The organism is Oceaniferula marina (assembly GCF_013391475.1).
GTDB classification, from domain to species: domain Bacteria; phylum Verrucomicrobiota; class Verrucomicrobiia; order Verrucomicrobiales; family Akkermansiaceae; genus Oceaniferula; species Oceaniferula marina.
The window spans coordinates 459257-474482 of sequence record NZ_JACBAZ010000002.1 but is presented as its reverse complement, the minus strand read 5'-3'; the positions used below and the strand labels follow the sequence as shown (position 1 = coordinate 474482).

Annotated in this window: 10 protein-coding genes; 5 read left to right on the top strand and 5 right to left on the bottom strand. The window is 49.1% G+C overall.

Features of this window, described 5'->3' with window-relative positions; genetic code table 11:
* The first annotated feature begins 344 nt into the window (after positions 1-344).
* The 4 genes from HW115_RS06495 to tnpA all read left to right on the top strand — a co-directional run bounded on the left by HW115_RS06495 (position 345) and on the right by tnpA (position 5434).
* Positions 345-1835: a sulfatase gene (locus HW115_RS06495; protein ID WP_178931779.1), complete on the top strand. Its 1491-nt coding sequence runs from the start codon at positions 345-347 to the stop codon at positions 1833-1835.
* Between the two features lie 101 nt (positions 1836-1936).
* The gene (locus tag HW115_RS06490) at positions 1937-3274 is read left to right on the top strand and encodes a sulfatase-like hydrolase/transferase (protein ID WP_178931778.1); all 1338 of its coding nucleotides are present in this window, start codon (positions 1937-1939) and stop codon (positions 3272-3274) included.
* 3 nt (positions 3275-3277) lie between these two features.
* Positions 3278-5113, top strand: coding sequence for a sulfatase-like hydrolase/transferase (locus tag HW115_RS06485; RefSeq protein ID WP_178931777.1), 1836 nt, complete (start codon positions 3278-3280; stop codon positions 5111-5113).
* A 159-nt stretch (positions 5114-5272) separates the two neighbouring features.
* Positions 5273-5434: an IS66 family insertion sequence element accessory protein TnpA gene (gene tnpA, locus HW115_RS20320; RefSeq protein WP_178931776.1), complete on the top strand. Its 162-nt coding sequence runs from the start codon at positions 5273-5275 to the stop codon at positions 5432-5434.
* Positions 5435-5469: 35 nt separating this feature from the next.
* On the opposite strand, the gene HW115_RS06475 is transcribed toward tnpA, so the two are convergent.
* Both HW115_RS06475 and HW115_RS06470 read right to left on the bottom strand, forming a co-directional pair.
* Positions 5470-5736 carry a hypothetical protein gene (locus tag HW115_RS06475; RefSeq protein WP_178931775.1) on the bottom strand — a complete coding sequence of 89 codons (267 nt, stop codon included), beginning with the start codon at positions 5734-5736 and terminating at the stop codon, positions 5470-5472.
* Positions 5737-5887: 151 nt separating this feature from the next.
* Positions 5888-6154 carry a hypothetical protein gene (locus tag HW115_RS06470; RefSeq protein WP_178931774.1) on the bottom strand — a complete coding sequence of 89 codons (267 nt, stop codon included), beginning with the start codon at positions 6152-6154 and terminating at the stop codon, positions 5888-5890.
* A 102-nt stretch (positions 6155-6256) separates the two neighbouring features.
* On the opposite strand from HW115_RS06470, the gene HW115_RS06465 reads away from it, so the two are divergent.
* Positions 6257-7879, top strand: coding sequence for a beta-N-acetylhexosaminidase (locus HW115_RS06465; protein ID WP_178931773.1), 1623 nt, complete (start codon positions 6257-6259; stop codon positions 7877-7879).
* A gap of 219 nt (positions 7880-8098) precedes the next feature.
* On the opposite strand, the gene HW115_RS06460 is transcribed toward HW115_RS06465, so the two are convergent.
* Genes HW115_RS06460 through HW115_RS06450 form a run of 3 tightly spaced genes read right to left on the bottom strand, consistent with a single transcriptional unit; the run spans position 8099 to position 15205 of the window.
* Complete coding sequence (locus HW115_RS06460; protein ID WP_178931772.1) at positions 8099-10867, bottom strand: right-handed parallel beta-helix repeat-containing protein; 2769 nt, start codon at positions 10865-10867, stop codon at positions 8099-8101.
* A 52-nt stretch (positions 10868-10919) separates the two neighbouring features.
* Complete coding sequence (locus tag HW115_RS06455) at positions 10920-12899, bottom strand: alpha-galactosidase (protein ID WP_227021366.1); 1980 nt, start codon at positions 12897-12899, stop codon at positions 10920-10922.
* 32 nt (positions 12900-12931) lie between these two features.
* Positions 12932-15205: a DUF5703 domain-containing protein gene (locus tag HW115_RS06450; RefSeq protein ID WP_178931770.1), complete on the bottom strand. Its 2274-nt coding sequence runs from the start codon at positions 15203-15205 to the stop codon at positions 12932-12934.
* Between the last annotated feature and the right edge of the window lie 21 nt (positions 15206-15226).

Sequence of the window (15226 nt, the reverse complement as noted above, 5' to 3'; positions counted from 1 at the left end):
TATTTCCGGGCGGTCAGGACATTTAGAGGGTATGGCAGGATTATATGAACAAAAATTCAGTATTTGGGAACTTGGGAAGCGGTTCCCGAATTTTCACCACAATGATCTACTTTTGAACTGTCCGCTTGACGGGGTTACTCTATGATTGCGGCTAAGCCTTATCAAAAGAAGTAGAAGTAAGATCACCCATCAATCGATTCAAGGCGGACCATAAACTGGAAGGATGCCATCATCACTTAAATACGTAGACCAAAAAATCACCCAATCGAGTAAGAAATGTTTCTTTAGCTCGAGATTCGCTATGCAGCCCTAAATACTGCCCATTAATAACGCACACCGATTATATGATACACCGACACCTAAAAATTCTAACTGGAGCTTTACTGCTTAGCTGTACGTTCAGTGCTGCCGCTGAGAAAAAGAAGAACGTTCTATTCATCATTGCTGATGACCTCACAGCTAGAGCCTTGTCATGCTATGAGAACAAAGCCAGTAAAACTCCCAATATCGACAAGCTTGCCACTGAAGGCATTCGCTACACTCGCACCTACTGCCAGTTCCCGGTCTGCGGCCCATCACGTGCCTCATTAATGTCAGGTTACTACCCACTGGGCAGTGGCGCTATGGGTTACGCCAGCGGGCGCAAACAAATTGGTGATCGCATCACCTGGACGCAGCACTTTCAAAACAACGGCTACCACACCGCCCGTGTTAGCAAGATTTTCCACATGAATGTTCCTGGTAATATCTGTAGCGGCTCTAATGGCGCTGATGACGCTCTTTCCTGGAACGAGCGCCACAACGTCAAAGCTCAAGAAATGCATATGGAGGGGGAAGGCGAAATGCTCGAACGTAATCCAGACGGAACCAAACCTGTAAAATTCGGCAACCACCTCCAGTATGTTAAAGGCGGTGAAGCGGATGAACTTTACGCCGATGCTCAAGCTGCGGACAAAGCCTGTGAATTACTGAAGGAGTATAAGCAGAGCTTGGACAAGCCTTTTTTCTTAGCTGTTGGCTTTGTTCGTCCACATGTCCCATTCGTAGCCCCTAAATCATACTTTGAGGCCTACCCTATCGATCAGGTCGTCATGCCTAAAAAAGTAGAAGGAGATCACGAGGATATCCCAGAAGCTGGCTTGGGGCAGTTCACTAGCAGCGAACGCAAGGTCACTCCACTTCAGGAGAAAAAAGCAGTGGCAGCCTACTACGCCGCAGTGGCGCACATGGACGCACAGGTCGGCAAAGTACTAACCACATTGAAGGAACAAGGTTTAGAAGACGATACTATCATCATTTTCACTAGCGACCATGGATACCATCTAGGTGAGCACAACTTCTGGATGAAAATTAGCGTTCATGAAGAGTCTGCTAGAGTCCCAATGATCATCAAAGTACCAGGGAAAGAAGCCACTGTTTGCCACACTCTAACAGAGCTGGTAGACCTCTACCCCACGATCAGCGAAGCCTGTGGTCTTGATATCCCAAAAAACATTCAAGGCAAGAGCCTCTATAAGACATTCGATGACCCGGCCCACAGTGTCCGTGATGCAGCCCTGTCTATGAATGGTCGCGGCATGCTGCTGCGCACCAAGAACTGGGCCTATATTGAATACGCAAACGGTGACAATGGAGCTGAGCTCTATGACATGGTCAAAGATCCGCAGCAGTTCGTTAACTTAGTGAAAGATCCAGAGCACGCTAGTACCTTGAAAAACGTTCAGCAAATGCTCATAGAGAAAAAGAAGTGGATCATGCAATCTGACATCAGAAAAGAGCGAGCAAGTGCTCCTAATCCTGAGACTAAGAAGAAAAGAAAAAAAGCCAAAACCTAGACCTAGGTCATAAAATTTGTTGTGTTAACCAGTAGCAGGTAAGACATTCTCTAAGTATGATGAGGAAACTTGCAATATTTGGAATACTTGGGCTAGCGAGTATGTCAGCTCAGGCTAAAGAAGCGCCGCTAAATGTGGTTATGATCGTGGTAGATGACTTGGGTTACAATGACGTCGGGCTGTGGTCGAAGGACCCGAAGGTGAAAACGCCTGCGATGGACCGTCTGTTTCGCGAGGGTGTGAGCTTTAACGCGGCCTACGTGACTTCGCCGATTTGCAATGCCTCGCGCATAGGCTTGATGACTGGTGCGTATCAGCAACGGTTTGGGACGTATTGGTATACGAGCAAAGGGTTGCCAGCAGACGTCCCGACCTTAGGGGAGATGTTTCAAGAGAAGGGATATCGCACAGGCTATGTGGGAAAGTTTCACTATGGTGCTACGAATAAGTCAACAGACGGGCGAGATTTCCCGATGAATCACGGATTTGAGACTTTCTTTGGGTTTTCAGGAGGAACGAAGCATTACCTTCGTCATCGCGATGCCTATTCTTTCAAGGGAGATATGGTGCATCAGGGGGCGTTATGGGACGGGAAAAAACGATTACAATGTGATGGATTTCTCACCGAGATGTTTGGTGTGAGAGCTCGCAACTTTATCAACGAGCAGTCAGAAAAGCCCTACTTTCTAATGCTGTCATTCAACGCAGTGCATAATTACGTGCACCAGTTGCCAGATGGCTATTTAAAAGCCCATAAGCTGCCGAAACTCGCCGACTTCCAACCTAAGGATGAGAAGTATTGGCACTGGAGAAAGAAGATAGGTTTCCCAAATGACCAGCATGGGCGTGATTACTACCGAGGACAGTTACATTTGCTGGACAAGGAGATTGATAAGGTTTTAGCGGAGGTTGGTAAAAACACAGTCGTTGTGCTGCTTAGTGATAATGGTGGATCGTTAGTAACCTATGCTAACAACATACCATTGAAAGGTGGCAAGTATACCTTGGACGAAGGTGGTGTGAGAGTTCCGATGGTAGTGCGTTGGCCAGGGAAGAAGGCTAGGACCGTCGAGCAGCCGGTAATGTCTACGGATCTCTTCGCGACGTTTTCCAAAGTGTTAACTCACCCAGGTCATGCTAAGATGGATGGAACCAATCTTATCGAGGCAATCGATGGGAAGTTGTTGGCGGAACGTCCGTTGTTTTGGGCTACGCACAGTGAACAAGCCGTGCGGCAAGGAAAGTGGAAACTCGTTCACACAGATAAACCCCCAAATTCTCGTCTGCAGATTGTGGATTCAGTGATTGGCTGGCGGCTGTATGATCTATCAAAGGATATCGGTGAGATGAATAATCTACTTGAGCATAACCCAGAAGTAGTCGCTGAGCTAAAGCAGAAGCTTGTGGCATGGCAACGTGAAATGAAGAAAGGAAATTAAATTATGAAATTGCTAGTTACATTTGGCTGTTGCCTGTTTTTATCCGAAATCGGGTTTGGTCGTGAAGATAATACTTATCAGAAACCTAGTGTGTTGATGGTAAACATCGATGATTTGAACGACTGGACGACTGTCTTAAGAGGACATCCGCAAGCTATAACCCCAAATTTGGATCGTTTGGCGAAGCGTGGCACTGTGTTCACAAACACCATTTGCCCTTCGCCAGTTTGTTTTCCTTCGCGAACAGCTATTTATAGTGGAATTCACCCATCGAAGTCAGGAGCCGTATCAAACTTCAATTGGGCGAAGGAATGGAAATTTTACACCAAGAACGCAAGGACTTTACCTAAACACCTAGCGGATAACGGTTGGGCAACTTATGCGTGTGGGAAAAATCTACATGGTAGGAATGACAGCGAATTTGAGGAATACCTACCTTTAAAGAAGAAGGAGCCCACAAAATTACCCGGTGTTGGATTTTCGTCAGGGCCTCTTGGATGGGCTTACGCTAAGCCTGGCGAAAAAATGCCAGATGAGCTGATGGTTGATTGGGGTATTAAGAAGATACAGTCCTCGGAAGGACACAGTTTATTTTGCGTTGGGATTTACAAGCCTCACGTGAAATGGATACTGCCAAAGCGCTTCTTTGAGATGCACCCCTTGAATAAGTTTCAGATGCCGAAGATGCAAAACAATGACATTGGCGATCTTCCAGAAAGGCTGAAATTGTTAGCACGCAATAAAGCGAAGTTTGATAAAGGATATCATCAGAAGTTGGTTGATGCGGGTCAAGATAAGAATTTCGCGCGAGCGTATTTGGCTGCAGTTACTTTCGCTGACGAACAGCTCGGTAGATTACTCGACGCCTGGGATGCATCACCTCATTCAAAAAACGGCTACATTGTGTTGTGGAGTGATCATGGTTTCATGCTCGGCGAGAAAGGCGGATGGGGGAAGTTTAAGCCATGGTACGATTCTTGTCGTTCACATTTCATCATAGCGGGCCCTGGGGTTGCGAAAGATCGGCGCTGTGACCATGCCGTGTCGTTGCTCGATCTCTACCCCACCTTAGTTTCTGAGATGGGGATAGAACTTCCTAAAACGCATGTTTTGGACGGGCGAAACCTGAGTAAGTTGATAGATCCCGATGAGTCAGAGCTTGAGTGGGACAAGCCAGTGGTCATGTCACATGAAGAAGATGGTGTCCGCTATGATGTAGTGCTGAGCAATCAGTATAGAATGACAAGGTTGATTACAGGAGAAGTCGAGCTGTATGATCTCAGAAATGATCCTCACGAGTTTCGAAATATAGCAGCTAAAAAGGAAAGCCAGGCGGTGATTGACAAACTATCAGAGCATTTGACTTTTTCTGTACCTCGTGTTGAAAGTAGGGTGAAACTGGAGGCTGAAAGTGTAGCGCGTCAAACTTCTGCTGAGTATCGAAGCCGCGGAAACTATCATTATGTAGGTAGCTCTAGGCAGGCTTCAGGGGGCAAGGTCCTATCGGCTGCGCTCATTAAGGGGGCTGGAAGCTATGTTGAGTTTGTTGTCGATATGGCACCTGGAACGTATCAACTTTCGATTGGGCATGAAGCTGGTAAGACTGCATCTCAGATCGAAGTGTCGTATGCCATTGTGGAGAATGATGCAGCTCAAGTATCCGCAAGTTACAAGACAGCGACCCTAGGAAAGCTTTCGCAAGAGATAGCATTGAAGAGCATCCGCATCGAAGAGGCCAACAAAGTGTTGATTCGTCTTAAGAACACGAAAAAATCAAAGGCGGTGATCAATGTCGACTTCTTCGAGTTGACGAGAATAGTGAGCCCCTCTGATAAGTAGCGTTGCAAGGCAAAATCTCAATGCAAGAAGAGTAGGCTCTAGAAAACCTGCGTCTCACATCGTTTCAGCGATAATTCAGACAGATATAACCATGGCCGCCGCCAGAAAAAGTGATCCATGTTGAGTGAGAGGATTTGGTAACATCCAAATCCAAACAACATGAACAAACAGAAAAGACACAAACCCGAGAAAATCTCCCTTCTATTACGCGAATGCGATGCCAGTGACATGAGCCAAGAGAGCTTCTGTCAGCAGAAGCAAATATCCGTGGCTACCCGGCACCGATGGCGCAAGAAGTATGGAATGATGTCCACAGTCTAGGTGTTGAAAGCTTGGATTGAACTCTTGGATTTTCTTCACAGAAACTTGTCATGTTCATGGTTAATTCTATAGACTTTGACCATGGCATCAGTTACAGAAAAAAAAATGAAGACTGCAATGCCAGCCTTGCTTTTTTCAAAACTTTCTCCATAGCTGATGCCATAGGCAGAGTCTAAATCGGCGACATGAAAATTGCCAGCATCTGTGAATAAAAATCGCGGCACGCTAAAATTTCTATCCTCTGTCGCAAGCAGCGGGCCATTACGAAATTTTTCCTGTGGAACGCACCGCCGCTCTCTCATTTTTCTGTAAGAGGCTGATTATTTTTGTTGAAGGTTTGAATTTTGCTTCTGTTTGTTGTTTGGTTAGTTGAGCTTGAGGTAGGATTTCCCTGTTTCCCAGGTCTCGGAGATTTCGATCAGCAAAGCGGTGACGAGACGCAGTAACGAGTCCTCATTGGGGGACCCGGGTGCGGCGTTTGATCTGGCTGTTGAGTGTATCGCAGGCATTGGCGGTGCGTTGCTCCGCATTCCTTTCGTAGGGGCCGGCTCCAATATGGTGGATGCGCTCAAGGAGCATGGCGGCATTCAAGAAGAGTTCGGCAATTTTCGAGAGACTATTTTCAAGTCCGTCGGAGAGAAGAAGGTTGATGATTTTTTCGTTATGTGTAGTTTGGCTCTTTCCGTTCAATGCCTTATTTGACTGTGTTAGAACTTTCATTTAAAAGCTTTGGACGGGCACTTGCACCCCGGAGAGGGTGGCGCAAAGTTTTACACTACCACACCCATCCTTCGCCAAATCATAAATCCTACGAACAAAAGAATGAATATTTTATCACGAATCAAGCGGATCCTCGTAGTGGCTACTCTTCAGGTGACCCTCTTCACCGCTTGGTCAGCCCAAACAGTAGGGGCCGCAGACGTTTCGCTCTGCCCGATTACGCCTAAACCAGTATCTTATCGAGCCGGTGTGGGCCACTTTGAGCTTAACTCAAAGACGGTGATACACGCTACAGAGCCAAAGGCGGTAGCATGTGCCCGCCACTTTTCAAAGTTTCTCAAACAAGCCACAGGGTTTGATCTCGTCGTGCAAACCTCTCCGGCTGCGCCACCCACAAACAACCATATTTCATTTTCACTGTCCGGTGATAAGGATCTGAAACCAGAAGGCTACCAGATAAACATTCAGAAAAACCTAATCCACATCGTGGCAAAAGATGCCGCAGGACTCTTTTATGGCAGCCAAAGTCTCAGGCACTTACTACCTCCGGAGATTGAATCCACCAAGGTAATCAAGGACAGGATGTGGCAAATTCCAACGGCACGCATCATCGACTCCCCTCGCTTTAGCTGGCGCGGCATCATGCTGGACGAGGCTCGTCATTTTTTAGGTAAAGCGTATGTTCTCGAACTACTCGATAATATGGCGATGTGCAAAATGAACCGACTGCACTGGCATTTGACGGATCAAGAGGGATGGGTGATTGAAATAAAAAAACACCCCAAGCTAACGGCGGAGCGTGCTCCGGGTACGTTTTACACGCAGGATCAAATCAGAGAAATCGTTGCCTATGCTGAGGCTCGACATATCACCATCATACCTGAAATTGACATGCCTGGTCACTCAGGGGCGATTACCAGGGCTTACCCCGAATTTTCGGGTGGTGGGAATAAAAGGCTTCCGGGCTTCACACTCAACCCGGCGAACGAAGATGTCTACACCTTCACCAATGATGTATTTACTGAACTTGCCGGTCTGTTCCCGGGTCAATGGATTCATACCGGGGGAGATGAAGTTCATTTTATCAAACTGAATTGGCTTTCCCTTCCTGGAGTTAAGGAGCTTATGTCCAAGCATGCCTATAAGGACACACATGACTTGGAAAACCATTTTCACCGCCGTGTAGCCTCACAGGTCAAAGCCTTGGGAAAAAAGGGGGTTTCCTGGGGGAACATGCTAGCAGCCAAAGTTCCCACTGAAGATGTTGTGCAGATCTGGTGGATGGATGGTAAAAATAAACTTCGACACGATTTTGTTAAAAGCGGATACGATGTGATCCTGTGCCCTCATATTCCCTGTTATATATCTACTGCGCAGCACGAGAGTCACCGAATTCTCCGCCGGTGGAAAACACTTTGTTCGACCCCCAATATTTATGACTATCCCAAGTCTCTGGACGGCTTCAACCAAAAAGATTGGTCGAAAGTGCTTGGTATTCAGCTTGCGCTTTGGACCGAAAAGGTCACCAACAAAAAACGGGCGGATTTCCTGATCTACCCCCGATTATTTGCCTTGGCTGAAACCACATGGACACCCGTGGAAGGGAAGGATTACGCGGATTTTGAAAAGCGGCTGAAGCCTATGCTTCAAAGACTGGATCTGAAAGGGACCGGCTATTTCAATCTATTCGATCCGAAAAGTACCCCGGAGCCACCCATCAAATAGAGAGCCAAAATTACCGAAATTTTTTCCCTGCGAAGCCAATGGTTAAACGAGATCACCTCAAATTCTACCAGATAGTTTTTTGAGTTGGTATAATACCACTCCGCAAAACAGACGAAACGATTGATCGTTGTTGAGGTATTTGGAAAAGCTCTGCGTGATCCATGAGAGTTCCGTCTGTTTACTGCTTGGTATAAGTGTATGGATAACCCATCATTCAAGCTACATCTTCTCAACCAGGATATAGTTCATACGGGTCAAGTCAGGTCCATGCGTACTGGCGTCCGAAGACAACGTCAACTTGCCATCCTTGACCTCCACCTCGAAAGCCAACAGTCGAAACTGCTTGGCTTGAAGATGCTCACCTTTCACAACCTGCTTTGCACCGATGGCCAAAACGGCTTTGTTCGAATGAAATTCTGAATCACCCAAACACACCACCACTTGGTATTTCCCGTTCTCCAATTCCATTTGCCATTGGTTGCCGGCTGCAAAATGCACCAAGGTGTCGGTAAGATCATTGGCCACCTTGCCACGACGGCGGGCGGCCTTACGATTGTCTTTGCTCCAACCGTAAGCGATCCCCTTGCCATGCTTTTTGTATACGGACCCATCATCGCTCAGCCAGCCGTCAGGCGCTGCCTTATCCGAAGGCTGAAAGTTAATCTTTGCGACTAAGTTCTCCCGACTGATTTTTGTATAGGTTTGGCTTACTGAGGGGCTAAGCACCGGGTGTTCACCCGCCCCGACGGCTCTGACCGTTAGAGTGCTTGTTTTGGTCAAGCGGATTGGCTTGGTGTATCGCTTCGAAGATGCGTCAGGCTCACTTCCGTCCAAAGTGTAGACAAGGCCCTCTGCATTTTTCGGCACATCCAGTTTTACTTCCAGCTCATCTTCAAAGATAAGGGTGTTAGTCTGAATCGTTGGCTTACCAAAGGGCAGTGATGTCCTGCCGTCTCCTACATACAATCCGATCTTGCCAAACGGAATGGGTTTCCACTCGGCCACTCCGTTATCAGCACCGGACTTGAGCGTGAAGTCGCCACCGCTTGGATTAACGAAGCGTTCGTCCTGATCGTTGGTGATCCAATTATTCTTAAAGGAATTATTATGGGGTCTTGGCTTCTCCCAGTAGTCGACAAACCCGGGGTAGCGTTCTGCCCACACCCCCTTATTATAGTTAACCTCAGCCATACGCTCCTTGAAAATGGGAGCGCAGCGCCCACGGAACCTCTGTGGCTCGATCGCCTTGCGGCAGTTGATGAACAGGTTGTTCTCCACCTTAAAATCACTGCCACCAGCAACGAAGACACTGCTGCGGTTACCTGCACGATAAAATACATTGCCAATCACCTGGCTGGAGTCTCCTCCAGAATCATCAAAATACAGACACCAGGTCATATGCGCCGGAGCAAGATGATGCCAATAATTATAACGAATGATGTTACCTCGTTCAGTCGGGTCACGCCCCATGTAGAAGGCCCCCATATCATCTCCCTCCATCATGACATGGTGAATGTCGTTGTATTCAATGATGTGATCGTTGCCATGCAAATAAATCGCGAGTGCTGGGGCCTGGTGGATTTTACAATGAGCAATCCGGTTACCCACGCCATCGATATTCACCGCTCCTCGGTAAGTCCGATCCCAGCGGTTGAAATGACTGATATCGCAATTCTTCACAAAATTACCTGCTGGAGTGAGCGTTTTTCGATCACCGCCGCCCAATGATATCGCCCCCTCACCAATATTGTAGATATCACAACTCACGACTCCGTGACCTGTTCCGGCCTCACGCTCGAAGAGAATGTTATCGTAAATATGTTCATGCCAAGACCCGAGTTCACGAGAAACGGGTTTTCCGGTAAATGCGTGACGGTAATCCGGATCCGGAGAAACCCCCTTACCGATGCAGACAGCAACCATGCCGAAGTTACGCAGTGTACAAGCTTGAATCCGGTTGTTAGCTCCCCGCTCAATATAAACCCCCATCCCCCTGGCATTTTCAAAGATCATTCCCTCAAACACCACTTCGCTTGCGCCTTCGATGGCCACCATGGGATCTTTCAGCATCGTGATCGTCAACTTGGCTTTGCCCATCTCCAGACCCGCAGGCGGCAGGAAGTATATTTTACCTGATGCCTCATCGGCGCAAAACTCACCGGGAAGATCAATCTCTTCGATCAAATTCATGGCGGTCCAGCGGTTCCACGACCTGCCTGAGGAAAAGCCATACATATGTGGGTGGACGGTAGTGAGAGTCTTCTTATCCATGTCAATGGACTTCACCTTGACCGTATTATCGGCATACCCATTTTGAAAAAGTCCGGTGATCCAAATATCCTTGGCCTTGGCCCAGCGCGCGGGACGATCGGTATCGAATTGAAAAACTCCGCCTCGAACCGGTTTTTCTCCGTTACGAGTGATCGAACCCCGATCCAACACCTTACCAATACGCACTCCCGGCTTGCCTGGGTTCGGCCACTGGGCAATGGCCAATGGCTGATCGTTGACAATCAGTTCCAGTGGTGCCGGAATATAGGGTCGACGAAAACCTCGTGGCCCCACCTCACCAAAATCTTTGATTCCATACGCGTGTAAATCAATCTCCAGCACCTTGTCACTCACCTCTGGCAGCAATCGCTTAAGGATCGCCGGACTGGAAACAGGCTTCACCACACGGGACGGCACATCAATACTCCCTGTAATCCTGACTTCGGCCCCCTCCTCTGCACGGTAAGTCGTCCCGGAATCTTTTTCATTTAATTCAAAGGTCTTCGTCCGGCGATAGGTTCCTTCAGCAAGAACAACCGTCGATTTTTTTGACTGCCGGGCGGCCGTACGAGCCCGTTCAAGGGAGGCAAACGGCTTGGCTTTGGTTCCCGGATAGGCGTCGTCACCATCTGGAGCTACATGGAATGTCCCTGCTTGGCCAAGAGAACTCGTCAACGTTATAGCCGCCAGGCCATAGCTAAGGATATGTTTCTTCATTTTTTCTCTGTTGTTTGGGTTGTTTGTTAAATATTCAATTTGTAAAATTTAGTTAGATTGCACGAAAGAGGGCGCTACCGCGTGCAGGTAGTCGATAATGGGTAAGATCATCACGTGAAAGCACCTCCTCGGTTAGCAGTGAGATGAATTTTGAGCATGCTCCAATAGGACCGACCCAATCGGGGCTGACGTTCGTCTCATGATCCTGCCAGTTATAGAGTCCGAGGATGTAGCTCTCATCATCAAGCGCACGGTAGCTGGCACATGGTAGTCCATCGCGTGACCAAAACGTTGTATCCGCAAAATATACCCGACCACCCGCTTGCCCGTCGATAAGGCTATCATTGACCTGCGCCGCCTCTTTGTCGCTCCAACGCAAGAGATCACCTCCCGCCTCAAGCACCATGCCTCCGACACGCGCATAGTTCACCCAGGTTTGCATGGCTTGTTTCTCCAGCCCCTTGAAAACACTCACGCTATCAGCATCGGGAATCGGCTGACCGGAGCCACCACTCAGAGCTGGTAGGATACTCCAACGCACATTGCTCAGCACGGTTTGCCAATTGCCATCGCGGGCATCCATCGAGTCCCGATAACTATCCACCCAGGGGGCAATCCAAGGAGACCCCATACAAAGCCAGCAGGCGAGTGAAATAAATCCATCCTCGGGCAGATACTCCCGCACAGTGGAAAACAACCACCGCCTCAACTCCGCCCCGCTCTTCTCCTGGTATCGGTAATTCAACTTCGGGTGATCAGTTAGATGCGTAACAAAATCAATCTTCACCGCCTCAAACCCCCAATCGTGAAACAAAATGCTAAAGGCCTTCTCCATCTGAACTCGAACCTCGGGAACAGACAAGTCGGGTAACAGGTGGGACTCATGCCCGATATCAATAAACCAATCCGGGTGCTTAACCGCCACTGGGGCGTAACGCGAGGTCTCCATTCCGATCCAAATCCCCGGACGCATACCCAAGCTCTTCACCTTGCGGGCGAAGCCGTCCAACCCGTCCGGAAATTTTTCATCATCAACCCCCTCGCCACCATCGAAAAGAAACGATATCCCGGGGCAATGATGAAACCACGGCAACTCCCGCTCCAGGCTATGGATACGTTCACCATTTTCCTTACGCTCCAGCTTCGAGGATGACCCTTGCGAAACCATGTAGCCGTCATCGAGCAGATACCACTGCACGGCCGGAAGCTTCTCTTTAACCTTACGAACGGATGGCAGGATTTCTTCCTGATTCGCTTCCCAGTAAATGTAATTATTCCAAGTGCAGAAGAACCGTTGATCAACCAGCGGGTTGAGAGGAGCTCGCGTTCCAGTGGATGCCACCAAAGCATCCAAATAATCGCGCAGCGCGTTGTTCAAATCACCATTCGGCAGACACTGGATAAAACCTGATTCGGCAATGGATTCTCCCGGAGCCAAGACCCGTTCGCGAATGCCCATAAACCGATAGGTGCTCTCGAAATCGATCTGACCCGCCCCTGTCCAGCGCACCCGTTTCCGCTGATGCGCGTGATTCTGGCTCAGTGGGCCTTCGACCAGGGACGGGCGGTCCCAAGCATCGGTCAGAACCAAAGCCTCAAGGTGGGGCAACTCGGCACAGCGCTCACTCAAGGCATGCCACTCGTCCTTCGGTAATGCAGCAAGCGGGGGCAAGCCCAACACCTCATCCGCATCGTAATCATTGACACCCGTCACCCGGGGATGCAACGCATAAAGTGCATGCGGTTGGTCCAAGCCACGCGTCCATTTCACGCGATCCGGCCCCAGGCTCATACCCTGAATCGCAACAGGCCGATCTCCACAGTTGGAAACCCGGAGTTCATAGACACAATGGTCACCCAGCTGACTCAAGCATACTTCACAGTGAAGTTGAGGGGACAAACAGACCCAACGTTTCCCCTGCTCCACCCACTCTGCACCGGCATCCGCCGATTCCACAGCAAACTTCAACGACACATCGATACCATGTGAGCCTACTACAATCTGGAGATCCGGAGTCATTTGATTCGTCATCACTATCTATTTCGTTCTTCCATGTGGGCACACTACTGTGCGCTTTTGATGATCACATCCTGCTTCCTCGACTCGGGCTGCACCTTGAGATGCGTCACTTTCCCGTCCTTTACGCAGGCTTCAACCGTGGTATTGTCCGGTGCGTGCAACTTGAAAGAAGCATTCCACCCCTCCGGCCATGCCGGAATCAAATAGATTTCCTCCTCATCAGTCTGTAATAGCATACGCTGAATGGCCGTCATCGTCACCGTGCCATGATCCTGGTCCGGGATCCAATCGAAGTTCGGCCCCCAGAATGCGGGGAAACGGCTCCCCGAATGCTTTCTTTTCGCATTGCTCACAATATACCCTTTCGCCTCCTTAGACAGTCCAAGCAATCCGGCTTTGATCGCATCCTGTGACCACCCGCCGGTCCGTTTGATCTGACGGCGGCGCCACGTTTCTTTGGCGACATCCAAATCCTTTTGATGCAACCCATAATATCGATAAGGGAAAATTGCGTAGAGTTCGGTGTTTTCCGTGTTCTGCTTATGTGAATAGGTTTCCCCGGGAAGGATCCATTCCTTGCCGCCCTGCTTCTTGGTAGGAATCTCAGGAAGGGCATTCAAAATACTTTCCCACCTCTTTCGCTGATCGACAGAAGTCAGCCCATGGTCCAAGGCTAACAACCGACCGATGACCACTTTCAGACCAACGATGACCGGCGTTGGATTTTTTGACTTTTGCCAGGTTTCCAAACTCTGAGCCGGATCAAACAGAATTTTCCCGTCTTCACCCCGTTTGTAGTGCTCATCATAAAAAGTGGTTACGGCCTCACCCACAGGAATGATCGCCTGTTTAACAAAGGCATCGTCCCTTGTGTGGTCGTAATAATCGAGCATCATCATGGTCAATTCAATCCCACTCTGCCAATAGCGCCGAACGTATTTGTTCTCCGTATGAACATCTGGGTTGCCCCAACCAAAATTGGCGTTGTTGAACGTCCCCCAGAAATACATGGTTTCTGAAAAATAAGCACCGTCATGTTTGTAATAGGCCTTCACCCTGTCTTTGAGTAGTGGCAAAACCCTCGTGTATTGCTGCCAAAGTGGTTGCATCATGTCAAAGTCTCCGGAGCTCAACATCGACCAATACGGCAAGCGGGTATTCTGCCACCAGTAGCATCCACCCCACCGCCGGTAATCAGGATCCCAGGTTCCTCCGTCCTTACCTGTGACCGTAAAGAGCGAACCATTGAACTTGATCGGAAACTTGCCCCTACCCGCACAGGCATTGATCCACCGCTGCAACACATACGCCTGTGTCACCCGGTAAGCATCACTGGATGGGTTTGGCTGTTTTTCCTCAGCTCCCGTCTCAGAAATGTAGATCCAGCTACGATTCCAAAACTGCTTCCACCACGCCTGATGCGCTTGGCGAGCCTCAGCCAAGGGTTTCGCGTCGTGTTCAGATTTACGCTTGGTCAACTGATCCAGCCACTCTTGTTCGGTTTCTGTCTGGGCCGTCAGAGCATGAATCTGCAGATGGAGTTGTTTCACCGGATTTTTTGTCGCCAGCGTCCGATCATCCCTCTGCACCATGCCTCTCGCGTGAATCATACCTCCAAAGGTGCGGCCCATCAGCGGATCCGGATACTTTTCTATCAGATGACCCAGATGCTGATTTTTCAATGTCACATCATAACAAGACTTTTGATTCCGGTGAAACCAGCGGATGCTATGGTTCTTCGATGGCAGGACCTTGTCGGGTTCCACGGTTACGGGAGGCCCTTTGAGAAGACCATAAGCACTATGGGTTTCCTTCCCCTTGAGGACTCGCTGTTTGGTTCTCCACGGTTCAAAGGTAACGGCAGCATGATGCTCTTTCTCGCTATCGACTTCAACATGCACAAGGGGACGGTGTGCATCGATCCAAAAAGCAATGTTCACGCCCCTTGTCTGAATGCGGATCGTGCCCGTCGCCAAATCCAGCTTCTGGGAAAACACGGCATCTTTGGCAATCAGCCCCGGCTCCAGCTTCAAACGCACCTTGCCTAATTTGAGCAAGCGCCCATTACCACTCCATGCGTCCGACTTACTCAGGTAAAAGAGCAAGTCACCACTCGGCTCAACCCACACGTTGGCGGCAAGATCCCCATTACCGATCGGCATCGTCCCACTGTCATTCTTACTCGGGCTTTGCCAATGCACCGTAAAACGGTCGAGTTCCTCCGGTGAGGCATCGACACCAAGCGCTACCGTCTGAAACACAAACGCGGCGGCCAAACGTAGAAACCACTTGGCTCCTGGATTTTCTGATTTGATCATCTTCTTAAGAATTAATTTCTA

Excerpts from the sequence above, each read along its gene's own strand:
- HW115_RS06495 (WP_178931779.1), top strand. The coding sequence starts at position 345 with ATGATACACCGACACCTAAAAATTCTAACTGGAGCTTTACTGCTTAGC.
- HW115_RS06490 (WP_178931778.1), top strand. The coding sequence starts at position 1,937 with ATGTCAGCTCAGGCTAAAGAAGCGCCGCTAAATGTGGTTATGATCGTG.
- HW115_RS06485 (WP_178931777.1), top strand. The coding sequence starts at position 3,278 with ATGAAATTGCTAGTTACATTTGGCTGTTGCCTGTTTTTATCCGAAATC.
- tnpA (WP_178931776.1), top strand. The coding sequence starts at position 5,273 with ATGAACAAACAGAAAAGACACAAACCCGAGAAAATCTCCCTTCTATTA.
- HW115_RS06475 (WP_178931775.1), bottom strand. The coding sequence starts at position 5,736 with ATGAGAGAGCGGCGGTGCGTTCCACAGGAAAAATTTCGTAATGGCCCG.
- HW115_RS06470 (WP_178931774.1), bottom strand. The coding sequence starts at position 6,154 with ATGAAAGTTCTAACACAGTCAAATAAGGCATTGAACGGAAAGAGCCAA.
- HW115_RS06465 (WP_178931773.1), top strand. The coding sequence starts at position 6,257 with ATGAATATTTTATCACGAATCAAGCGGATCCTCGTAGTGGCTACTCTT.
- HW115_RS06460 (WP_178931772.1), bottom strand. The coding sequence starts at position 10,867 with ATGAAGAAACATATCCTTAGCTATGGCCTGGCGGCTATAACGTTGACG.
- HW115_RS06455 (WP_227021366.1), bottom strand. The coding sequence starts at position 12,899 with ATGACGAATCAAATGACTCCGGATCTCCAGATTGTAGTAGGCTCACAT.
- HW115_RS06450 (WP_178931770.1), bottom strand. The coding sequence starts at position 15,205 with ATGATCAAATCAGAAAATCCAGGAGCCAAGTGGTTTCTACGTTTGGCC.